Source organism: Streptococcus sp. CF8_St5-11 (genome assembly GCF_024295625.1).
In the GTDB taxonomy this organism is placed as follows: Bacteria; Bacillota; Bacilli; order Lactobacillales; family Streptococcaceae; genus Streptococcus.
Genome location: NZ_JANCOJ010000001.1, coordinates 545,773 through 566,742, shown reverse-complemented (window position 1 = coordinate 566,742; position 20,970 = coordinate 545,773). Strand labels below are relative to the sequence as shown.

Annotated in this window: 21 protein-coding genes; 10 read left to right on the top strand and 11 right to left on the bottom strand. The window is 43.5% G+C overall.

Going from position 1 to position 20,970, the window contains the following annotated elements; all coding sequences use genetic code 11:
- Window positions 1-72 precede the first annotated feature (72 nt).
- From NMM13_RS02675 to NMM13_RS02660, 4 genes are read left to right on the top strand one after another with little or no spacing between them, the layout of a single operon-like run.
- A complete protein-coding gene (locus tag NMM13_RS02675; RefSeq protein ID WP_003008715.1) occupies window positions 73-675 on the top strand; it encodes a hypothetical protein in 603 nt (200 codons plus the stop codon).
- On the top strand, window positions 675-1,466 hold the full coding sequence (locus tag NMM13_RS02670; RefSeq protein WP_171963570.1) for an energy-coupling factor transporter transmembrane component T: 792 nt from the start codon (window positions 675-677) through the stop codon (window positions 1,464-1,466). Before NMM13_RS02675 ends, NMM13_RS02670 begins: the two co-directional genes overlap by 1 nt.
- A complete protein-coding gene (locus NMM13_RS02665) occupies window positions 1,442-2,278 on the top strand; it encodes an ABC transporter ATP-binding protein (RefSeq protein ID WP_049490421.1) in 837 nt (278 codons plus the stop codon). Before NMM13_RS02670 ends, NMM13_RS02665 begins: the two co-directional genes overlap by 25 nt.
- A complete protein-coding gene (locus NMM13_RS02660) occupies window positions 2,265-3,065 on the top strand; it encodes an energy-coupling factor ABC transporter ATP-binding protein (protein ID WP_049497944.1) in 801 nt (266 codons plus the stop codon). Before NMM13_RS02665 ends, NMM13_RS02660 begins: the two co-directional genes overlap by 14 nt.
- Window positions 3,066-3,289: 224 nt before the next feature.
- Here the strand turns inward: NMM13_RS02660 and NMM13_RS02655 are convergent, their stop codons facing one another.
- On the bottom strand, window positions 3,290-3,451 hold the full coding sequence (locus NMM13_RS02655; RefSeq protein WP_173018768.1) for a hypothetical protein: 162 nt from the start codon (window positions 3,449-3,451) through the stop codon (window positions 3,290-3,292).
- A gap of 224 nt (window positions 3,452-3,675) precedes the next feature.
- On the opposite strand from NMM13_RS02655, the gene NMM13_RS02650 reads away from it, so the two are divergent.
- Window positions 3,676-4,614 (top strand): AEC family transporter, encoded by a 939-nt coding sequence (locus tag NMM13_RS02650; RefSeq protein ID WP_049497945.1) that lies wholly within the window; start codon window positions 3,676-3,678, stop codon window positions 4,612-4,614.
- A 48-nt stretch (window positions 4,615-4,662) separates the two neighbouring features.
- Here the strand turns inward: NMM13_RS02650 and NMM13_RS02645 are convergent, their stop codons facing one another.
- The 3 genes from NMM13_RS02645 to NMM13_RS02635 are packed head-to-tail and all read right to left on the bottom strand — an operon-like array spanning window position 4,663 to window position 6,055.
- Window positions 4,663-4,995: a hypothetical protein gene (locus tag NMM13_RS02645; protein WP_049497946.1), complete on the bottom strand. Its 333-nt coding sequence runs from the start codon at window positions 4,993-4,995 to the stop codon at window positions 4,663-4,665.
- A gap of 34 nt (window positions 4,996-5,029) precedes the next feature.
- Window positions 5,030-5,500: an HXXEE domain-containing protein gene (locus tag NMM13_RS02640; RefSeq protein ID WP_254727433.1), complete on the bottom strand. Its 471-nt coding sequence runs from the start codon at window positions 5,498-5,500 to the stop codon at window positions 5,030-5,032.
- Window positions 5,501-5,515: 15 nt separating this feature from the next.
- A complete protein-coding gene (locus NMM13_RS02635) occupies window positions 5,516-6,055 on the bottom strand; it encodes a TetR/AcrR family transcriptional regulator (protein WP_049497948.1) in 540 nt (179 codons plus the stop codon).
- A 132-nt stretch (window positions 6,056-6,187) separates the two neighbouring features.
- Here NMM13_RS02635 and NMM13_RS02630 point away from each other — a divergent pair, with 132 nt between their 5' ends.
- Both NMM13_RS02630 and NMM13_RS02625 read left to right on the top strand, forming a co-directional pair.
- Window positions 6,188-7,093 (top strand): cation diffusion facilitator family transporter, encoded by a 906-nt coding sequence (locus tag NMM13_RS02630; RefSeq protein WP_049497949.1) that lies wholly within the window; start codon window positions 6,188-6,190, stop codon window positions 7,091-7,093.
- Between the two features lie 78 nt (window positions 7,094-7,171).
- Complete coding sequence (locus NMM13_RS02625) at window positions 7,172-8,209, top strand: alcohol dehydrogenase catalytic domain-containing protein (RefSeq protein ID WP_118095536.1); 1,038 nt, start codon at window positions 7,172-7,174, stop codon at window positions 8,207-8,209.
- Between the two features lie 58 nt (window positions 8,210-8,267).
- On the opposite strand, the gene NMM13_RS02620 is transcribed toward NMM13_RS02625, so the two are convergent.
- Together NMM13_RS02620 and NMM13_RS02615 are read right to left on the bottom strand one after the other, a co-directional pair.
- Complete coding sequence (locus NMM13_RS02620; protein ID WP_254727430.1) at window positions 8,268-10,982, bottom strand: DEAD/DEAH box helicase family protein; 2,715 nt, start codon at window positions 10,980-10,982, stop codon at window positions 8,268-8,270.
- A gap of 65 nt (window positions 10,983-11,047) precedes the next feature.
- Window positions 11,048-12,091 carry a low specificity L-threonine aldolase gene (locus NMM13_RS02615; RefSeq protein ID WP_049490400.1) on the bottom strand — a complete coding sequence of 348 codons (1,044 nt, stop codon included), beginning with the start codon at window positions 12,089-12,091 and terminating at the stop codon, window positions 11,048-11,050.
- 117 nt (window positions 12,092-12,208) lie between these two features.
- Here NMM13_RS02615 and NMM13_RS02610 point away from each other — a divergent pair, with 117 nt between their 5' ends.
- A complete protein-coding gene (locus NMM13_RS02610) occupies window positions 12,209-13,090 on the top strand; it encodes a LysR family transcriptional regulator (protein ID WP_254727427.1) in 882 nt (293 codons plus the stop codon).
- 41 nt (window positions 13,091-13,131) lie between these two features.
- Here the strand turns inward: NMM13_RS02610 and NMM13_RS02605 are convergent, their stop codons facing one another.
- The 3 genes from NMM13_RS02605 to NMM13_RS02595 all read right to left on the bottom strand — a co-directional run bounded on the left by NMM13_RS02605 (window position 13,132) and on the right by NMM13_RS02595 (window position 16,189).
- Window positions 13,132-14,550, bottom strand: coding sequence for a VWA domain-containing protein (locus tag NMM13_RS02605; protein WP_070675308.1), 1,419 nt, complete (start codon window positions 14,548-14,550; stop codon window positions 13,132-13,134).
- Between the two features lie 301 nt (window positions 14,551-14,851).
- Window positions 14,852-15,727 (bottom strand): LysR family transcriptional regulator, encoded by an 876-nt coding sequence (locus tag NMM13_RS02600; protein WP_254727424.1) that lies wholly within the window; start codon window positions 15,725-15,727, stop codon window positions 14,852-14,854.
- A 111-nt stretch (window positions 15,728-15,838) separates the two neighbouring features.
- Window positions 15,839-16,189, bottom strand: a complete 351-nt coding sequence (locus NMM13_RS02595) for a helix-turn-helix domain-containing protein (RefSeq protein ID WP_023919061.1) — start codon at window positions 16,187-16,189, stop codon at window positions 15,839-15,841.
- A gap of 393 nt (window positions 16,190-16,582) precedes the next feature.
- On the opposite strand from NMM13_RS02595, the gene NMM13_RS02590 reads away from it, so the two are divergent.
- Window positions 16,583-18,208: a malolactic enzyme gene (locus NMM13_RS02590; RefSeq protein WP_049490433.1), complete on the top strand. Its 1,626-nt coding sequence runs from the start codon at window positions 16,583-16,585 to the stop codon at window positions 18,206-18,208.
- An 83-nt stretch (window positions 18,209-18,291) separates the two neighbouring features.
- Window positions 18,292-19,239 carry an AEC family transporter gene (locus tag NMM13_RS02585; RefSeq protein ID WP_254727421.1) on the top strand — a complete coding sequence of 316 codons (948 nt, stop codon included), beginning with the start codon at window positions 18,292-18,294 and terminating at the stop codon, window positions 19,237-19,239.
- Window positions 19,240-19,329: 90 nt separating this feature from the next.
- On the opposite strand, the gene NMM13_RS02580 is transcribed toward NMM13_RS02585, so the two are convergent.
- Together NMM13_RS02580 and NMM13_RS02575 are read right to left on the bottom strand one after the other, a co-directional pair.
- On the bottom strand, window positions 19,330-20,139 hold the full coding sequence (locus NMM13_RS02580; RefSeq protein ID WP_049490392.1) for a Cof-type HAD-IIB family hydrolase: 810 nt from the start codon (window positions 20,137-20,139) through the stop codon (window positions 19,330-19,332).
- Between the two features lie 11 nt (window positions 20,140-20,150).
- Window positions 20,151-20,894 carry a DeoR/GlpR family DNA-binding transcription regulator gene (locus NMM13_RS02575; RefSeq protein WP_049490390.1) on the bottom strand — a complete coding sequence of 248 codons (744 nt, stop codon included), beginning with the start codon at window positions 20,892-20,894 and terminating at the stop codon, window positions 20,151-20,153.
- Window positions 20,895-20,970 lie beyond the last annotated feature (76 nt).

Sequence of the window (20,970 nt, the reverse complement as noted above, 5' to 3'; positions counted from 1 at the left end):
TCAAAAATCTATAGAGCGTTGCGTCCGAAAGTCTAAACAGACACGGCTCTTTAAAAACAAAAGGAGAAAATTATGAAAACAGAACCGATTCATCGTACCAGTATGTGGAAATTTAAGTTAAGTGCTGCCACCATGACTTTGATTCCCGCTGCCGTGGGGATTAACTATGTTGCCAAAGCCTTGGCGGAGGGGTTAAAGTTGCCCGTTTGGCTGGGGTCTTTGGGAACCTTTCTTGCCAGCATGTTGGCTGGGCCGGTTGCCGGTGCCATCAGTGGTTTCATCAACAACGTGATCTATGGGCTGACCTTATCGCCAATTTCAACCGTATATGCGATTACCAGCATCGGAATTGGGATTGCTGTCGGAGTTTTGCACGCCAATGGGTGGTTCTCGTCAGCGCGACGAGTATTTGTTTCTGCTATTATTATTGCCATCGTTTCAGCTGTCATTTCAACGCCACTCAACGTCATCTTTTGGGGTGGTCAGACCGGTATCGCTTGGGGTGACTCATTGTTTGCGGTAATGGTCGCCAATCATGCACCAGTGTGGCTGGCCTCATTTATCGATGAGTTTGTCTTGGATATTTTGGATAAAGTCTGCGTGGCCTACCTGGCATTCTTCATCTATCGTCAGTTGCCGAAGCGGATGGTGCACTTCTTTAGCGGTGATAAATGATGACTGATCAAACATTGATTTCTGGAGCGCCACGGGTCAAGCTCAAGTGGTACCAGGTGATCGATCCGATTACTAAGCTCTTGTTCATCTTGGACATGACGTTGTTGAGCTTTGCCAGTATGAATTTATTGCTTCAGGCCGGATTAATTCTTGTCGCAACACTGCTATTGTTATTTTCCAAATTGAGTTCTACCATCTTTAAGGCGCTGGGATTCAGCCTGTTTCTGATTTGCACCATGCTGATCATCCAAGGGTTATTTTACAGTCGGAATCAAACTGTGCTGTTTTCTGTGCTTGGGGTATCGTTCTACAAAGAAGGCCTGATTTACGCCACCACTCTGGGTTGTCGAGTATTGGTGATTATTTTGACCAGTGGCTTTTTTATGGTGACCACGAGTATTTCAGAAAACGCGGCCTATTTGGAACTGTCCGGATTGTCTTATAAAACCGTCTACGTTCTGATGTCGGTCTGTTATATTTTGCCGGAAATGATGCGCAATATGCGGAAAATCCAGCAGGCACAAAAAGTTCGCGGAACCAATCCGCAAAAAACGTTGATTCAGAAATTAAAGTCAGTCCTGCCGGTTCTAATTCCATTGGTGATTAAGACCTTGGATCAATCGATGGCGCGGTCGATTTCTCTCCAACTGAGAGGTTTTGATAATCCCAACCGGACTGTCAGAACCTCCCAGCGCGTGTATCGCCTGTCGCGGACGCTGCACATTGGTCTGACTGGATTGGCAATTTTATTGATTGGGTGGAAGATATGGACGAAGATAAACGGATTGTAATTGAAAATTTGACCACCCGTTATCCGGGTACTGAGCAACCACAACTGCGTCAAATTAACGCGGAGGTTCATACCGGCCAGGTGGTTGGGATTATCGGGAATAGCCACTCCGGCAAATCGACTTTGTGCCGTGTGCTGGCAGGAGTCATTCCCAAAATTGTGTCTGCTGAAATTGAGGGCGACTGGCACATGTTTGGCCAGCGAGTGTCCGACAATTGGCCGGTTTATAATGCCATGAATGGAGTTGTATTGCAAAATCCAGCTGGCCAACTAAGCGGGTTGGCAGACACGGTTGCCGATGAAATCGCCTTTGACTTGATTAATCAGGGAATGGCTGAAGGACTGATTCAAAAACGGGTTGAAGAAGTTGCCACGCAAATGGGGCTGATTGAACAGCTGAATTTGCGTCCCGAGAGCCTTTCCGGTGGTCAGATCCAGCGGTTGGCAATTGCCACGGCGATTGTGGCTAACCCGGCTGTTTTGATTATGGATGATCCGACCAGTCAGATGGATCCCCTTGGCCGCCGACAATTTTTCCAATGGCTGGCCCAAGTCAAAGAGACGACTGTCTTCATTGTCACCAGTGAAATTGACGATTTGTGCGAAGTCGCCGACGTTGTGTGGGTGCTGCACGAGGGTCAAATGGTAGCCCAGGGCAGGCCGGGTGAGGTGTTTAATCATTTGGCAGCTGACTGGCAGATTCCAGCCCCGACAATCCAGCAACTTGCTCAAAAAATGGATTGGCACTTGGCTGATGGCCGGTATCCGGTGAATGACGCTGAACTGAAGGAGGTTCGTTATGTCCACAATTGAACTGAAACACCTGACGTTCACTTATCCGGAACGGTCCTTTAGCTTGGATGTTGAAGACAAACACTTCGCCGATCCGATGGTGGCGATTGTCGGCCAAAATGGTGCCGGCAAATCAACGCTCTTCAAATTGTTGACGGGCTTGCTGACACCACAAACCGGTGTGATTAAGATCGATGGAGAAAATTTTAATGATCTTAAACCAGTCGAAAAGTTACTGAAGGTTGGGATTACTTTTCAGAATCCTGACGATCAGCTTTTCAACCCGACCGTTCAACGAGAGGTGGAGTGGAGTGTCGCGCAGGTCATGGATGACCACGACACGATTACGAGGCGGGCTTTAGCGGCTCTAAAAAGAGTTGGCTTGGATGATAAAACAGCTGAAAGTCCATATGACCTGTCATTGTCGGAACGCAAGCTGTTGAGCGTTGCCACAGTTTTGGCAGTGGATCCGGCGATTTATTTATTTGATGAGCCGATGATGTCGCTTGATTGGGAAAGCCGGCGCAAGTTGACCGCAATTTTCCATCAGTTGGCTGATTCGGGCCACCAAGTTGTGACCATCACCCATGACATGGATTGGGTCGCCGCCGAGTTTGAGTCGGTGTATGTTATGGAACACGGGAAGTTTGGCTTCGCCGGCAGTCCACGGGAATTATTCAGCGATCACGAACTTGTCCAGCGAGTGGGATTACTACCACCGCGGATTATGGACATAGCGAAGTCGCTGGGTGATTCACAGACATATTTATCGGTTAATGATTATTGCCAGAAAAATCGAGATGTATAGAAAAAGTCACCTCTGCGGGTTTTCCAGGTTGAAGGATTAACTTCAGCTTCTGGCAAGAACTCACATGGGTGACTTTTGTGTTTAATAACGTTTCATGATCATCGGGTGCTTCCTCAGATCACTCGGTTTGGTTTTACTTTATTTCATGGTCATAATCATATACCATTTCTTTTGGATCTTTTGTTTGACTAATACAAAATAGGTCTTCATAGGTCTTCGCATTTTTAGCGCCCATTAGGATCATCAGTATAATTTTCTGAATTAGGAGACTGTCCCATCACTATTCGAACTTTGTCTCCCAACTTACGCTGTTCCCATTCATCCGTGAATCCTTTAAATCGCAATTCTGGAACTTTCTTTTTAACTGAATCATCTATTTTCGCCATAGTCCCCACCATTTTATTGGTTTTTCTTGATTTACTTTATCAACAGTCTCGTTGGTTGGTACCAATGGAGTAAGGCAGCTAAGAAGGGGTATTAGTGACAATTAATAAAATGCATGAGGTTGGGCATGTTGCCCCACCTCTTTTTATGATATACTAGAGTAGTTTTTGAGACTTGTAAAAAATGTTTTTTTTTAGTTCAAATTTAAAAAAGAAAAGGGGAGAACATGGACATCTTTTTGAGGAGCATATCAGGGATTCTCGTCATCCTGGGCATGATTTTAGTGGGCTTTATCATTGGTGAAAAAGGCTGGTTCGATGACAAGTCGCGTGGCCTACTCGCTAAATTGGTCACTCAAGTTGCTCTTCCCTGCTATATGCTCTACACCATTACGCAACGCTTCACAGCAGCAGATCTACTTAAAATGTTGCCAGCCTTGCGATTTCCTGCCCTGTCTATGGTTATTTTACTTGGCATCGCGACAGGGGTAGCAAGGATCTTTGCAGTAAGACAGGACCGTCGTGGCCTCTTTATTTCCATGTTTTTTAACTCCAATACCATCTTCGTGGGACTCCCCATTAACCAAGCCCTCTTTGGAGATGCCAGTATTCCCTATGTTTTGATCTATTACATGTGTAATACGACCTTTTTCTGGACTTTGGGAACTTATCTCATTCAGCGAGATGGTGAGGGAGAAGCTCAGTTTGATCTCAAAACCAGTCTGAAAAAAGTCTTTTCTCCGCCCCTTATGGGCTTTCTCTTGGGACTAGTCTTGGTGATGCTACAGATCAAGTTGCCAGCTTTTCTAGCCAGTGATTTACAGTACCTGGGCAATTTAACAACCCCCTTATCCATGATATTCATCGGTTTGTCAGTGTCTCATGTAGGTGTGAAGCAGTTGGTTCTGGGAAAAGAGCAACTATTGATTCTACTAGGTCGCTTTCTGGTTGCCCCTCTCTTGATGGCCTCCATCGTCTACTGGGTGCCTCTTCCAAGTTTGATGAAGCAGGTCTTTATCATCCAGTCCGCTATGCCTGTGATGACCAATGCGCCAGTTGTTGCCAGACTCTATGGAGCTGATAGTGACTATGCAGCCGTCATGGTGACAGAAACGACCCTTGCAACCATGGTGGTGATTCCTATTCTCATGCTGTTGATGGCATAATAAATAGAAACTACAAAAGCTCAAGTTTTTTGAAAACCTGAGCTTTTCTTATATGAGAGCTAATAAAATTGTAATCACCAGAGCGATGCCCATCCGAATCAGGTGGTGGACTGGGTGGAAGTTTCCTTTGTGTTTTCCATTCCAATAGGCTCCGTAGCAAATCAAACCACATCCGATCAGCCAAAGGGCTAGAGAGACAATCGGTAAAAAGAAGTAGAGGATGAGAGATAAGGTCGCAAGGCTACTTCCGATGAGGAGAAATGTATTTCCTAAAGTGTGATTTCCCTTTTTAAATTCTGAAAGGGAGGCCAATAAGTGAAGAAGAACAAAAGCAAGGGCAAAGAAGGCTGTAAAAAAGCCGAGAAGAATGGGGAAGAACATAGGGTTTCCTTTCTAAGATATGATTGCCTGAGTACTATTTTTTATGACTGATTTTATGAAGAATCATAAATGATACTACAAGATTTAAAATAATAACCAATAAGGTAAAAAGAGAGTAACCATAAAGTTTAATTGGAAATTCATTTTTGAGATTGCAAAGAGCAAACAAACTTGTTAAAATGCCCGTTAACAACCCAGGCACATATTTTCGAATAACGACTGTCTGAATCAGATGTCCGAACACATGGTAGATATAAGCGATTATGATGCTTGCGTAAATGCTATAGTTATTAAACTGGTAACTAAGATATAGCGACGTCATTAGGATGAGAAATTGTTCCAAGACAATAAAGTTGAAAGCAAAAGGAGTGTAATAAGTTAGGATTCGATTGTTTGGATACTGGATTGATATTTTTTTGACAAAGGATGGCATCCAAATGATTTCTTCCAGTTCGTGAAGCATGAAGAGTGATGGAAATAGAAAGTAAAATTGCACGCTGGTCATTGAAAATACTCCCTTCTAGTTCGAGCCCACTTTTAGAATCTCCAAATAAAATTGGATGACTTCTTGTTCGGTGTAGGACTTGCCTTTTTTCAACCACCAGCTGAGGGTTTCGATGAAATGGCTGACGACCAGGTGTTTGAGATAGGAGTGGGGAATGTTAGGGTACGATTGGATGAGTTCGTCGGCTACCATTGGGTAGACATCGTGTTCTAGTTCTTTTCGCAGTTGCCGGATGAAATAATCGTTTTTAGAGAGCAAGAGACTGGTCACATGATCTTGATTTTTCTTGAAATGCTGAAAGATATGAGCTAGATAGTCTTGTGGTGAGAGGTGTTCAGCACGCTCAAAGAGATGGTGAAAGAGCTTTTGACAGAGTTCATCTAGCAATAATTCCTTACTCTCGTAATGGCTGTAAAAGGTCGAGCGCCCAACATCAGCAAGGTCTATGATTTCCTGAACCGTGATAGCCTCGTAGTCTTTTTGATTGAGTAGTTGTAAAAAAGCATTATAGATGGCTTTTCGAGTCTTAGTAATACGACGATCCTGAGCAGTCATATGGACACTTTGAACAAACTGTTCAGTAACGTACACCCTAAACGGTTTGCCCCTATCCTTTCTGTTGTGAATGTTAGATAATGATAATGAACATGATGTTCATGAATCTATTATAACAAAGGAAATAGGATTATGAAGACAAAACATGCGGTCTGGATCGCTTTTTTCTTGAATTTGAGTTATGCCATTGTTGAGTTTATTGCAGGAGGGATTTTTGGATCCAGCGCTGTCCTTGCGGATTCGGTCCATGACTTGGGGGATGCGATCGCTATTGGGATCTCCGCCTTTTTGGAGAGCATTTCTAACCGTGAAGAAGACAGCCACTATACCTTGGGCTACAAGCGCTTTAGCCTTTTAGGGGCCATGGTAACGGCAGTGATTCTCATGACAGGGTCCGTTCTGGTTATTTTAGAAAATATAACGAAAATATTTCACCCACAACCTGTCAACGATGAGGGCATTCTCTGGCTTGGAATCATAGCCGTCAGCATCAATGTGCTAGCGAGTCTCGTCATTCGCAAGGGGCAAACCAAGAACGAATCCATTCTCAGCCTGCATTTTCTGGAAGATACTCTGGGCTGGGTGGCTGTCATCCTAATGGCCATTGTCCTCCGATTTACCGACTGGTATATTCTGGATCCGCTCTTATCTCTTGCCATTTCCATCTTTATTCTGTCAAAAGCCATTCCACGTTTTTGGAGCACGCTCAAGATTTTCTTGGATGCCGTGCCAGAAGGAGTAGATATCCAGCAAGTCAAGAGTGATTTGGAGCGGTTGGACCATGTCGCTAGTATCAATCAGCTCAATCTTTGGACCATGGATGGTTTGGAAAAAAACGCCATTGTCCATGTTTGTCTGGAGCATGTCAAGCATATGGAGGTCTGTAAAGAGTCTATCCGCACCTTGCTCAAAGAGAGTGGATTTCAAAATGTTACCATCGAAGTGGATGAAGACTTGGCGACCCACCGCGCCCACAAGCGAAATATCGAAGAACTGGAAGTGGATCAAGGTCATGGGCATGATCATCACCATCATTAATGACGAGTTGGTACGAGCAGAAGCCTAAGAAAAAGTGTATACTGTAGGTAAGTAAGCAATAGAAAGTAGGTTGTTCCTATGAAGAAAACAGTTTATACAAAAGCTGGGCAAGTGGGTCTAGTAGAAGTAGAACGTCCACGCATCGAAGCGCCAGATGATGTCATTCTCCGCATCGTTCGCACCTGTGTCTGTGGATCCGATCTCTGGAGCTACCGCAATCCGGATATTGAAGCAGGTCATCAAAATAGTGGCCACGAAGCTATTGGGATCGTGGAAGAAATCGGTGAGGCCATTACAACGGTTAAGCCAGGAGACTTTGTCATTGCGCCTTTCACCCATGGTTGTGGGGAGTGTGATGCCTGTCGTGCTGGCTATGATGGGACTTGTGACCGCCATATTGGCACCAACTGGTCTGACGGGGTGCAAGCAGAGTACATCCGTTTCCACTTTGCTAATTGGGCCCTTGTCAAGATTCCAGGTCAACCATCTGATTATACAGAAGCTATGCTCAAATCCTTCTTGACGCTGGCTGATGTCATGCCGACGGGCTACCATGCAGCGCGTGTAGCAGACGTGAAGCCTGGTGACAAAGTAGTGGTCATCGGGGACGGTGCCGTTGGTCAATGTGCAGTGATCGCAGCCAAAATGCGGGGAGCATCACAAATCGTCCTTATGAGCCGTCACCAAGACCGTCAACAGATGGCCTTGGAGTCAGGCGCGACAGCAGTTGTCGCTGAGCGTGGTGAAGAAGGCATTGCCAAGGTTCGTGAAATCCTCGGAGGTGGAGCAGATGCGGCCCTTGAATGTGTCGGTACCGCAGCAGCTGTCGATCAAGCCCTTGGGGTTCTTCACAATGGAGGACGTTTAGGTTTTGTCGGCGTGCCTCATTACAATAATCGTGCCCTTGGTTCGACCTTTGCTCAAAACATCTCGGTGGCAGGTGGAGCAGCCTCGGTCACTACCTACGACAAACAGTTCTTGCTTAAGGCTGTCCTTGATGGCGATATCAATCCAGGTCGCGTCTTCACTCATAGTTATAGCTTGGACGAGATTGATCAGGCATACAAAGATATGGATGAACGCAAGACTATTAAGGCTATGATTGTGCTTGAGTAATGAAAAAGTCTAGTAGAAATGAAACTACTAGACTTTTCTTTTATTGTGAAATAAATTCTTATTTCAAATTCGACATCACTTGTTTCTTGGTGAAGGTGCGCTCTTGTTTGTTGGCTAGGGCCTTAATGCGCGCATCTAGGAGAATGGCACGGCCTTCGGCACTTCGGGTATAGACGAGGTCATACTTGCCCAGACTCTTTCGAATTTGCGCCACAAAGGCTTGGGCATCCTCTTTCCGTTTGTCAAAGAGGCTTGGCACTGCGAAATATTCTGTCTGATCGGACACCTTTTCCTGTGCTTTCAGGATATAGCGCTGATTTTCAATCGGTGCGAAAAACTCGATCATAGTTTGCGAGAAGAGTTCCTTCTCCCGCATGGTTCCGCCCTTCAAATAGATCAGCGTGTTGATGGCATCCTTTCTGTCTCGTACGACTTGGATGCGGGTCTCCTGAGTTTGAATATGCCCAAAGAGGAGTAGGGCTTGGTGAATAGCCTGACCAAAGACTTCTAGCCGTTTATAAGGGCTCTTATAGAGATAGTAGCGGAGCCAAGCAAGGAGAGCGAGAACAGCTAAAACGACTAGAAGAATTAGAGACGCTTTATTCCCTCCTCCTCTATGTGAATAGTAAAAAAGGTTGGCGAAAGCATCGGTCAAAGTGGCGGCCGTCAGCCAACGAGCTAGCTTCCTAGCGTCAAAAAATAGGGCCAAGGGCAGGAAGTGTTTATCCACTTGGACCTCATTTGCAATCTCCATATTCTCCAGAATTGGCAGGGCTTTTTGCCAGCCGTCTCGGAGCTCTTGACGATGAGTGGAGCGCTCTAAGGTTTCTTCATTGAGTTTTTGCAACTGTTTTTTGGTATAGCGGATATTGTCAAAGGCTAGACGTTCGATACCGGATTCGATGAAGGGCTCCTTGTAATGGAGACCTAAAAATTGCTTCATCCGTCTTTCTAAGAGCTCCAGATCAGGACTGTATTCTTTCAACTGATCAGTGAGGGCTTCGATCTCTTCCTTTTCAAGATCGGACTTTTCATACCATTTCTTTAGGGAAAGATTGATGGAGACCAGGTGCCAGATGTTACTGGTCTTGTCTGGATCCTCAGGCCACACTCGGATGGCACGACCTCGCATTTGGTTGCTGAGCATAAAGCTGCCGACAAAGCTCGCTAGGATCAGGGAATTGACGCAGGGAGCATCCCAGCCTTCTCCTAGAAGAGACTTGGTTCCAATAACAACCTGGATGAGGCCCTCTTGAAAGAGCTGGGTCACAGCTGTCACCAAATCATGTTGAGAACCGACCAAACGAACCTTGAGAAAGTCATCAGGAGATAATTGGCCAACACTTTGATAAGTCAGTCTATTCCCTCCTAGCAGCTCCTCTAGTCTTGGCTTAGCGATCGTAGGGATGATGACAATGCTACCGGTCAATACAGCGATGGCAGGAGGAGTTGCTTGCTCTATGCTTTCCCTGCGAATGGATTCGAAATAAGAGAGCACTCCCAATTGAGTAAATTGGGCGTCTTTATCTCCGAGATGAACTTCGAAATCTTGACGAATATAGTCTGTTAGGACCAGTTGGCGCAGTCGGCTTCCAAGAGCCTGGTATTCGGCCTTGAAAATCTCTCGAACCGCATTGAGTTTTCCGAGGGATTGGTTGAGTAGAAGGTCTTGTTTTTTGTTGCGGACTAGTTTAACTTGTTTTCGATCGATCAAGCTGGCTGCTTTTAATTCATGAAGCAGTTGCTTCTCGTATTCCTCAGGTAGATTGTACCATTGAGGCACCTGAAAGAGCAGACCTTGCAGGAGAATTTCAAGCCAGTCCAGGGTGAAAGCAGGTAGTTTCTTGGCTCCTAAAAGGTCCTGGAAACGTTTGGGAAAGTCAATTCCCTTGCTTCGAAGAAAGATCAGGGTAGCAGAGAGATACTTAGGCTCATTGAGCAATTCATCATTGCTGATCTGACCCGATAAGGCCTGGCAGGTTTGAAGGTGTTGGCAAAAGAGGGGATCGGAAGTCAGTTGCTGCAAGAGAGCATTCTTTTGTTGGCTAAAAGCATCCAATTGCTCTTGCTCTTCCTTGGTTGGAAAGGCAAAGTAGACATAGTCTTGGTGAGGACAAAGGGTGTCTTCCTTGACCAATTCGGGAACCGTAATCTCCTCATCAATCTCACCACACATGCGGATATAGCGATCCCAAAGGGCAGGATCCCCTTCATAGGGCGGGGTGGCGGTAAGGGAGATCATCTTTAAGTCTGGGAAGGCCTGACGAAAGGCTTCCAAACTCTTCCACCATTCATTGCGCAAGTGGTGGCACTCATCTAAACAAAGTGTCCCGAGTGAGATGGCTTTGAAAGTAGTAAAGATATCAAAGCCTTTGAAATCAAATGTTTCAATCTCTGCCTGGTCATCGGTATCCTCAGCTTGCGATTGACCGACGACTTGGTTCATGGCGCTGTGTAGGGCCTGATAGGTAGCCACTGTAATCAGCTTAGGATGTTTTAAGTCTTGTGAAATCAGTTGTTCTGCTTGGCTTTCATCACTCAGGAATGCCTGGATAATCCGGTCCACCCATTGCTGACGAATGGTGACAGTAGGAGCTAAGATCAGGGTTGGCTGACCAAAGCGCCGGATAAATTCGATACCCAGGGTTGTTTTCCCAGAGCCAGGCGCTGCTACCAAATGCAGATGGCCATCCGCCATAAAAGCGTCACTCTTATCGAGAACGCGTTTTTGATAGTGTCTCCATTGGCCTGTAAAGGCTAGTTCTTGTAACATTGGTTTCCTCCCTCTATCAGGATTATTATATCATAAATGAGGTGGGTGACCGATTCCTTCAAGCCCTAGAGTGACTCAATCACCTGACACAATGCCTCTACATCTTCCTTTCGAGTGGACCAGGAGGTCGCAAAACGAATAACGGTCAGTTCATCATCATACTTTTCCCAGAAAGAGAAAATCACTTTCTCAGAGAGTTTTTTCATCTGCTCTTTGGTCACCAAGCAAAAGATCTGGTTGGTCGGATTTTCAAAATAGAGAGGGAGTCCTGCTTTTTTACATGCTTGACGGATCTGATTGGCATAGGTAATCGCGTCTTGGCCGATGGTATCATATAAATGATCCTTGAACAATTCGTCAAATTGGATGCCTAACAATCTGCCTTTAGATAGGAGAGCACCGTGTTGCTTGATGATAGTGGTCATATGGGGAAGGAGACGAGGATTAGGAATGACCACCGCTTCTCCAAACATAGCCCCGCACTTGGTGCCACCGATGTAAAAAGCATCACAGAGCTGGGCGAGGTCAGCTAGAGTCACATCATTTTCAGGACAAGCCAGAGCATAGGCCAGGCGTGCTCCATCGACAAAGAGTTTGACCTCGTGCTCTTTGCAGACGTGAGCAATGGCTTCCAATTCAGATTTGCTATAGAGGGTTCCAAGCTCAGTCGGTTGTGAGATGTAGACCATGCCGGGCATGACCATGTGTTCGTGATTGCCATCTGCCCAGTACTCTTCAATGATTTCTTTGATTTGTTGGGCGGTCAATTTTCCGTCTGCTGTATCGAGTTCTAGAACCTTGTGGCCGCCAAACTCGATAGCCCCAGCCTCGTGCACACTGACATGCCCAGTTTTCGCTGCGATCACCCCTTGATAAGATTGAAGGAGGCTATCAATCATGATTTGATTGGTTTGGGTCCCGCCCATAAGAAAGCGAACTTCTGCTTGGGGACAGTCACAAGCCTCTCGAATCCGTTCAATGGCACTCTCAGTAATCGGGTCTGTCCCATAACCTGTCATTTCCACTTGGTTGGTTTCCATCATCCGCTTAAGGATGTTAGGATGTGCTCCTTGTAAATAGTCGTTGGCGAAATTCAGTTGTGTTTTCATTTGGTTGCTTCTCTTTCTTTATTGATGCTATTAGTTTAAAATAATTTTTGATATTACACAAACGGCAAAAACTCATCTTATCTATGATATAATGGAATAGATAAGGAGGAGAAGTTTATGGATGCCAGTAAATGCCAAGCTGTTTTAGTAGCGAGTGAGACCGGCTCTTTTTCAGCCGCAGCTGAACAGCTGAACTATACCCAGTCAGGGATTACAAGGATGATCTCGAGTTTAGAGGAAGAGTTGGACTTTCCAATTTTCATCCGCAACAAAAAGGGCGTTCGCTTAACGGAAAATGGGCAATTGATGTTGCCTTATTTTAGAGAGATTGTCGATGCCAATCAGGTGGCGGTCGAAGTCAGTGAGGAAATCAAGGGCTTAGTCAGAGGTTCCATCACAATTGGCTGCTACTTTAGCGTGTCCTCCATGTGGATGCCTAGCCTCTTAAAAGCATTTTCCGAAACCTATCCATCCATTCAGATTACTCTGTTAGAAGGTGGAAATAAGGAGATTGCCAAGTGGCTAGCTGAGAAATCTGTCGATATTTGTCTGTGCGCGGAGCCTCAGGATAGTGGAGAGTACAGCTGGAAAGAATTGTATCGAGACTCCTTGGTGGCTTGGTTGCCGAAAAATCATCCCAAGGCCGAACAAAAGACTTACAAAATTAAAGATCTGGAAACAGAAGATTTTATCCATACCTTACCTGGTCAAGATACAGACCAAGACCGTTTAATCAAGCAAGAAGGCCTTAATCTGCAGACACGATTCACAACAAAAGACGGCTTTACGACCTATCAGATGGTCAAGGTTGGTCTAGGAGTCAGCTTTAACCAAGCGATGATCGCAAGAGACTGGAAAGAAGAAGTGGTGCAAGTTCCGCTCAGTCCGAAACGCTTTGTTTCTCTTGGGATGGCCCTCCCTAAAAAAAAAAAAGTATCTCCAGCTGTTCAACGATTTATGGACTGTTTAGAGCAATGGATGGTAGAGTTTTTGAAATAGAGATTGAAAAAGGCCTAATCAGATGATTAGGCTTTTTCATGTTAGTCTTTCTTTGTTTTACGAGAGAGTCCAAAGGCAGCACTCATGCTAAGAAGACCAAGACCTAGAGTCGTCAAGGCAATTGAGGTCTTGCTTCCTGTATTTGGAAGACTTGCTTCTTTTTGAGGAAGAGCTGCTGGTGCGATATAAACTTCCGTTTTCACAGGCTCGTTTTTAGCAGGTGTAAATACGGTCGGTTTCGCAGGTGTTACAACAGCCGGTTTTTGAGGAGTAGGAGTCGGTGTTGCAGGCGTTTGGATGCTAGATGTTTGTGGTTTTGCTTTCGCCACACGATGAGATTTTGAGATCAACTCATACTTGTCTGTTTGGACTTTGAAGACACGACCTTTTTGGACAGTTTCAACGACTTTATTGGCAAATTGAACGTTCAACAAGTTAGCAAAGTTTTTGTCGATATCTAGGTAGAGACCATTTGTTCCATTGACCAATGGATCAAAGTCTTTTTTTTCACGTGTTTCACCAACCACTGTCAAAGAGATACCAGCATCTTGAAGGGCTTTCAGTGTCGCTTCTTTGGTTGGTGTATCCTTTGTAAGATCAATGTCCTCATCTGTAATCAAGAAAGCAAAGCGATGGTTGTTTGCCCCAGTCCCCCAGTTGTAGTCTCCTGAAGTAGCGATATGATGCAATGGAACAGTAGCATTTTCATAGTAGCCTTTAGTTTTGATGGTTTTCAAAGCAGAAATGAAACTTTCTGGATCACTTGTGAACTTAGATCCATTGAAATCATGGTATTTAACTTCACTAGCTCTTTCGTATTCAACCAATCCTAAACGAGCTTGAATATTTTTTGCCGATAGATTGCGAACGAAGGTCTCGACATTCTTCATCGTATCCCTGATGTGAGAATCCATTGAAGTTGATTTGTCAATGACAAAGACGATGTCTGATGTTGCTTGAACTTCTTTTTTATTGACCACATCGGCTTCTTTTGTCACTTCGACTACAGTTGTTTTATTAACTGTTTCAGTTGTTGTCTCAGTGTAGTCCGCTGTTTCCTTGGTTGATGTAGCTGTCTTAGTAGATGAGACCGGTTTTGAAGTGCCAACAGGTGTGTTTGGATCTGCTAAGCTAGTCGTTTTGATGGTTGCTGTTGAAGTAGTGGTGGTGTCTGCACCGTCTGTTTTAGCAGATGGGCCAGTTTTTTTGACGTCCACAGCGATGATATCCCCAGTTTTTGCTTTATCAGCAGGAACAACTGGTGTATTGGCTTTGGCGTTGATTTCTTCTGTTGCAGCCGTGATAGGTGATTTTGCTGCTGTAGTGGCTGCAGGAGCAGCTTGGGTTGTGCTAGGTGCAACGTCATCAGCAGAAGCAATAGTCGTTCCTGTGAAGACAGTTCCTAAAACAACGGAAGCTAAAGTTAAAGTTTGTTTACGTGAAATAGTATATTTTTTCAAAATACGTCCCCTTTTTAATAAACTTTTTTCTATCATACAGGTTTTTGAAAAACTTGTCAACGGTATAATAATCAAGGGTTTCCGAGCTTTTTATATCTCTAATTATTAATAAAAAGTCGAATAAGTGAAATATACACAAAATAATTTAATTATACAATACATGCGAAAGAAAATAGGATTCCTAGCAATTTGCAGGAATCCTTATTTTATCGGCATTTCTACTCTATTTTTTAGTCGTAAAAAATACTAGCTAGTCACTTTATTTATGTTTCTGCATTAGCACTAAGAACAAAGACTACGACTAGTTTAGTAATTTTTCAAAGAATTGGATGACCTCCGGTTTGAGATTACTTTCCTTCGGTTCAACTAGTGAAACGTAAAAGCTGATCCGTTCATTTTCTGCCATCGGAATCGCGATCAGTTCTTCTTCACCATCTGTTAGTGCAAGATCTGCTAGTAAACTGATCCCCACTTGTTTACGAAGGAGTTGTTTTAGAAGCTGAATATCATCCGTCTGAAAGAAGGGCGTAGCCTCATGGTGATAGCGCTCATTCAACTGTTCAAAGGCTTTTAAATGAACAAAGTGCTCGTCTGGAATGATAAAATCTTCATCGATGACGTCTGAAAATTGTAATACTTTTTTTGAGGCTAGTGGATGGTTGTGATGAAGGATATAGAAGAGATCTCGTTTGGCCATTTCTCTTACCTGGAAGCGATGATCTTTAATCGGTTCTAAACTCCCTAAAAAACTAGCATCTAGTTCTCCTTTGGAAAGCATTTCTAAAAGTTCAACAGATCCTTCTTGGACAGGATGGATACTTTGAAGAGCTGCAACATTACTGATAAAGGCGGGTTGTTTTCGGACAAGATAGTCAATGATGATTGGTGGGAAACCAACCGTATTGAATTGAGAGAGACTCCGGAGGATCTCTTTTTTGGCCCCTTGAATCTCAGGTAAGACCTTTTGAATATGTCGTAGCAAGATTTCTCCTTGGGGCGTCAATTTGAAAGTACGATGAGAAGGATCGTGCGCGATTAATGGACAGTGAAATTCCTTTTCTAGTCGTTTAATCGCAAAGGAAACGGATGGTTGACTGATCCCGTGTTTTTGGGCAACCCCAGTAAAGGATTGCTGTTGACTAAGATCAAGAAAATAATAAAAGTCCTTAAGATTCATTGGGCTCCCTCTTCTAAATAGACAGACATGGATAAGCAAAAATTATCCGTGATAGCTAATTTGACTATATGATTTTTTGTTTGTTACAATCTGAGGTGAGTCAGAGGACAATTAAAGGCTATCTAAAAGATCTTCGAAAATCGTTAGGATCTTCTCCCTTTTTCCAACTGGAAGTTGCTTAATTTTCATATTTACTCTCTTAAGTGAAAGGCTGTCAGTAGGATCTGAAGACGCTTCGAGTGAATCAAAATTGAAGAATTCTTCAGGCGTTAACTCAAGAGCAGAAATGACTTTTTCAAGACTGTGAATGGTCAGATTCACGTTTTGATTTTCCAATTGATTGATGTATTTTAATCCAAGATCTGCCCGTTCCGATAGCTCCTCTTGACTCATGTTTTGTTTTTTTCGCAAATATTTGACCTTTTGCGCTATATACCGTTGTAAATAATGTTTTGTTTTCATGTAACCAGAATACAAGTTTTAAATGACAAAAATAACACCTTAAACAAAACAAAGTATTTTATAACAAACATATTTTAGATTTATTATCTATGGTTTTTATAGGTATTGATCATCATAAGTGGAAAAAAGAGTACCTGAAAACAGTGGATCTTTTGATGAGAATAACCTTCTAAAAGGTGGAAAGGAACAGGCTTTTTTAAGAGATGACCGTGACTATCTAGGAAGTGATGGATAAACCTATTATTTTGTTATCTTTTGAAATCGCATCATTTTCGGTTGCATCGCCTGAACATTCATTGCCTGATTCATTCATATTGTATCATATACATAACAAAGTGTCATTTAAAGAAAATAAGTGTTATAATAGAATAAAATAAATAAGGAGGTCACATGATGACTGCACATGATATTTTAAACAACCCTTTCCTTAACAAGGGAACTGCCTTTACTTTAGAGGAACGTAAGCAACTAGGTCTCATTGGCCTCCTACCACCTTACGTTCAAACCATTGAAGAACAAGCAGCGCAAACTTATGCGCAAATGCAAACAAAGGTTAATGATTTGGAAAAACGTTTGTTCCTAATGGAAATTTTTAATACAAATCGTACTCTATTTTACTACCTATTTGCTCAACATTTGGAAGAATTTAATCCCATTGTCTATGACCCAACCATTGCTGATACCATTGAAGGGTATAGCGATCTCTTTGTAGATCCACAATATGCCGCATATCTTGATATCAATCATCCTGAAAATATCGAAGCAACTTTGAAAAATGCAGCAGGGGACCGTGAAATTCGTCTTATTGTTGTGACAGATGCAGAAGGTATTCTCGGTATTGGTGACTGGGGTACAAATGGTGTTGATATTTCTGTTGGGAAATTGATGGTCTATACTGGAGCTGCAGGAATCGATCCTTCAACGGTGCTTCCTTTGGTCATTGATGCAGGTACCAACCGTGAAGAATTGCGTAACAATCCTAATTACTTAGGAAATCGTCACGAACGTGTGCGTGGAGATCGTTATTATGATTTTATCGATCAATTTGTTCAAACTGCAGAACGCCTCTTCCCTAAACTCTATCTGCACTGGGAAGATTTTGGTCGCTTAAATGCTGCTAACATCCTTGAAAAATACCGGAAGCAAATTCCAACCTTTAACGATGATATCCAAGGAACTGGTATCGTAACCCTTGGAGGTATCTTTGGGGCATTGGATATTACAGGTGAAAAATTAACGGATCAAGTTTATCTCTGCTATGGTGGTGGGACTGCTGGTGCAGGGATTGCTTCTCGTGTCCTTCGTGAAATGGTTAGTGAAGGTCTACCTGAAGAAGAAGCTTATAAACGCTTCTTTATGGTCGACAAACAAGGTCTCCTTTTTGATGATATGGATGACTTAACGCCGCAACAAAAACCATTTGCTAAGAAACGTTCTGATTTTGCCAATGCAGATCAGTTGACGGACCTTCTTGAAGTAGTGAAGACGGTTAAACCAACCATTCTTGTGGGAACTTCAACTCAGCCGAATACTTTCACAAAAGAAATTGTAGAAGCTATGTGTGAAAACACTGAACGTCCTATCATTTTCCCATTGTCAAACCCGACCAAACTAGCTGAGGCAAGTGCCAAAGATTTGATCGAATGGTCAGACGGAAAAGCATTTGTTGCAACAGGAATTCCAGCTGGTACAGTTTCCTATAAAGGTGTGGACTACGTGATTGGTCAAGCGAATAATGCCCTGATTTACCCAGGTCTTGGACTTGGTATGCTGGCTTCTGAAGCGAGTCTTTTGACGGATGAAATGATTGGAGCAGCCGCACATTCATTGAGTGGGATTGTCAATCCAGGCGAACCAGGAGCACCAGTCTTACCTCCATTCAAGTATGTAGCTGATGTTTCTATCAAAGTAGCAGAAGCAGTTGCTAAAAAAGCGCAAGAACAAGGTCTTGCGCGTGCTCAAGAAACAGATATGGCTAAAGCGGTACGTGATTTGAAATGGTATCCAGAATATAAATAAGTAAATTTAATGGAGGTGTACGAGTGCGACTGGATGCCTTGTACACCTTTTCTTGTATGTCCTGTTAGATAGAAAGGGAGACTATGGAAATCTTTTTAACGTCAATTCAGAGTATTGTACCCATTATCGTCATCATCATTCTTGGTTATTTCTTGCAAGTCCGAGGTTGGTTTCAAGAGAGTTTTGGAAATGACTTATCTAAACTGATTATGAACGTGGCCATGCCTGTTGCAATTTTTACCTCTGTTCTTAAATATTTAACTTTAGATAAATTGATTAGCTTGTCTGGCGGTTTGTTGTATACCTTTATCGCCTTCATTCTTGGTTACCTAGCGGCCTTTATCGCAGTGAAAGTTTTTAAAGTGCGCCCGGGTCGTCGAGGAACCATGATTAATACCTTTGTTAATGCCAATACCATATTTATTGGTTTGCCTTTAAATATCGCTTTGTTTGGAAATCAAGCCCTTCCTTACTTCTTGGTTTATTATATTACAAATACAGTATCTACTTGGACATTAGGTGTCTATCTAATGACTTCTGATAGTAAAGAAGGGGCTTCAAAACAGGCTCAAAAATTTAATTGGAAGAAGCTTTTCCCAGCTCCTTTATTAGGTTTTCTCGTAGCCCTCGTCTTTTTGGTGTTACGTATTCCTGTTCCAAGTTTTGCGGAAAGCACCTTGACTTATATTGGTAGTTTAACAACGCCCTTATCTCTTGTCTATATCGGTATCATCCTAGCTAAGGCAGGTTTGAACACCATTCGCTTTGATAAAGATACCATTATCACACTGGTTGGTCGTTTTATTCTTGCACCGGTCATCATGCTCTTGGTTCTGAAGTTCTTCTCTCCAAATATGGTGGCACCAGAATTTAGAACCTTTATGATTCAATCAGCAACACCAGCCTTGGCAGTTCTTCCTATCCTTGCCAATCAAGGTAAAGGCGATGTTGAGTTTTCAACGAATGTGGTCACTCTCAGCACAGTCTTATTTGTGATTGTGGTTCCAATTCTGCAGACATTGTTGGGATAGCATTTATATGAAAATGATGTAGTTTTAGTGCTATACATTCGTCAAAAAGGACGTCGGGTATTATACTCGACGTCCTTTTTAAACGGATGACTAGATCAACACATAGGTTTCAACCGCTTGCCCAGCCCCGTTTTCATTATTGTCCTTTGTCACGACTGCTGCTTCGTCTTTCACCTCTTGAGGAGCGTTGCCCATAGCGACACCGATGCCTGCTTTTTTGAGCATAGGAAGGTCATTGAAGTTGTCCCCCATGGTGAGGACTTCTTCTAAGCTCAAGTGGTAGTGGTTGGCGAGTTCAACCAGAGCATCCTCTTTAGAGACGTGCTTAGCAGTAACTTCTAGGTAGTTGGCTTTGGAGAGATAAAAGGCGGTAGAAGGGAAGTCATCGGCAGAAATAGCACGATAGAGGGCTTGGATCTCTTCTGCTTCTCCAATTAAGAGCAATTTGTGGAGGGGCTTTGTCATATCCAGCAAAGGATCCAATAGGGGAAGAATAAGAGGTTTTTCCCCTGTAATCCGGGCTTCCTCTCGGCTCCATTGGTCGAGATGATCGGTCATCCAGTCTTTTCCGCTATAGAGGTTGATCGAAACTTGAGGGAAGTGTTGGTTGGCCCAGTCGATAAACTGACGAGCTTCATTCTTGTCTAAGGGATGCTCAAACAGAACCTGCTCGCCTTTTTGAATCAAGGCCCCGTTGTAGCAGGCCATGGGGCAGTCTTCTATACCGAGCTCTTTGGCAATAGGAGCCATCCCTTTGGGAGAACGAGCAGAGGCCAGAACGAAAGGAATCTCTTCGCGTTTCAAATCTGGGATGAGAGTCAGTAAATCAGAATCGATCTGGTGTAGATCATTTAAGATGGTGCCATCGATATCGCTGATGATGAGACGGATGTGAGACATAAAATTACCTCCTAGTAAAGAATAGTGGTTTCGTTGCCAACTTGTTTTAGGATTTCCGGGCTTGGTTTTTGGTCGGTAATCCAATAGTCAAATTGCTTGAGATGAGCGAGATAGTAGTTGGCATTTTGGGAGAACTTGATGCTTTCTGCCACCAGCACCTTGGTACGAGCTCGTTCAAAAACGAGAGACTTGACGGCAACGTCTTCGGCATCCTCAAAGGTGACTTCACCATTGGCTAAGCTACTCGCTCCAAAAAAAGCGAGATCAAAGCGAAGATTGTCCAGTATTTGTGCTTGATTCGCGTCATAGTAAAAGCGGTTTTTAGGGTAGAATTTTCCTCCTAAAAGATGAAAGTCAACCTGAGAATGGCTACTGAGCTGGATGGCATTGTCAAGGGAATGCGAATAGACTGTGACTTCCTTGTTAAGCAAGCCAGCAAGCAGGGTCATCGAGGTGGAAACGTCGAGAAAGATTACTTGGTCATCTTGTATCAATTGCAGGGCCTTTTGAGCCATAGCAGTCTTTTCCTTGTTGGCTTTCTGACTACGGTCTAGGTAAGAAGGGCCGGGTTCTTTGTTTAAGGGGAGGAGTCCACCATGGGTCCTACGAACCAGCTGGCGTTGGCTAAGGAGAGCAAAGTCTCTGCGAATAGTATCTTTTGAGACCTTGAAATAGTCGACCATTTCTTTAGCTGATAGCTGTTTTCGCTCTTCTAAAAGTTCTAGGATTTTTTCGAGCCGTTGTTCCTGGTACATGAATTCGCTCCTTATTTCTGTTCTTGTCTTTATTGTACATTATTTTGTAAGCGGATGCAAGTTTTGTTAAGTGTTT

Coding starts and splice junctions, on each gene's coding strand:
- NMM13_RS02675 (WP_003008715.1), top strand. CDS start 73: ATGAAAACAGAACCGATTCATCGTACCAGTATGTGGAAATTTAAGTTA.
- NMM13_RS02670 (WP_171963570.1), top strand. CDS start 675: ATGACTGATCAAACATTGATTTCTGGAGCGCCACGGGTCAAGCTCAAG.
- NMM13_RS02665 (WP_049490421.1), top strand. CDS start 1,442: ATGGACGAAGATAAACGGATTGTAATTGAAAATTTGACCACCCGTTAT.
- NMM13_RS02660 (WP_049497944.1), top strand. CDS start 2,265: ATGTCCACAATTGAACTGAAACACCTGACGTTCACTTATCCGGAACGG.
- NMM13_RS02655 (WP_173018768.1), bottom strand. CDS start 3,451: ATGGCGAAAATAGATGATTCAGTTAAAAAGAAAGTTCCAGAATTGCGA.
- NMM13_RS02650 (WP_049497945.1), top strand. CDS start 3,676: ATGGACATCTTTTTGAGGAGCATATCAGGGATTCTCGTCATCCTGGGC.
- NMM13_RS02645 (WP_049497946.1), bottom strand. CDS start 4,995: ATGTTCTTCCCCATTCTTCTCGGCTTTTTTACAGCCTTCTTTGCCCTT.
- NMM13_RS02640 (WP_254727433.1), bottom strand. CDS start 5,500: ATGACCAGCGTGCAATTTTACTTTCTATTTCCATCACTCTTCATGCTT.
- NMM13_RS02635 (WP_049497948.1), bottom strand. CDS start 6,055: ATGACTGCTCAGGATCGTCGTATTACTAAGACTCGAAAAGCCATCTAT.
- NMM13_RS02630 (WP_049497949.1), top strand. CDS start 6,188: ATGAAGACAAAACATGCGGTCTGGATCGCTTTTTTCTTGAATTTGAGT.
- NMM13_RS02625 (WP_118095536.1), top strand. CDS start 7,172: ATGAAGAAAACAGTTTATACAAAAGCTGGGCAAGTGGGTCTAGTAGAA.
- NMM13_RS02620 (WP_254727430.1), bottom strand. CDS start 10,982: ATGTTACAAGAACTAGCCTTTACAGGCCAATGGAGACACTATCAAAAA.
- NMM13_RS02615 (WP_049490400.1), bottom strand. CDS start 12,091: ATGAAAACACAACTGAATTTCGCCAACGACTATTTACAAGGAGCACAT.
- NMM13_RS02610 (WP_254727427.1), top strand. CDS start 12,209: ATGGATGCCAGTAAATGCCAAGCTGTTTTAGTAGCGAGTGAGACCGGC.
- NMM13_RS02600 (WP_254727424.1), bottom strand. CDS start 15,727: ATGAATCTTAAGGACTTTTATTATTTTCTTGATCTTAGTCAACAGCAA.
- NMM13_RS02595 (WP_023919061.1), bottom strand. CDS start 16,189: ATGAAAACAAAACATTATTTACAACGGTATATAGCGCAAAAGGTCAAA.
- NMM13_RS02590 (WP_049490433.1), top strand. CDS start 16,583: ATGACTGCACATGATATTTTAAACAACCCTTTCCTTAACAAGGGAACT.
- NMM13_RS02585 (WP_254727421.1), top strand. CDS start 18,292: ATGGAAATCTTTTTAACGTCAATTCAGAGTATTGTACCCATTATCGTC.
- NMM13_RS02580 (WP_049490392.1), bottom strand. CDS start 20,139: ATGTCTCACATCCGTCTCATCATCAGCGATATCGATGGCACCATCTTA.
- NMM13_RS02575 (WP_049490390.1), bottom strand. CDS start 20,894: ATGTACCAGGAACAACGGCTCGAAAAAATCCTAGAACTTTTAGAAGAG.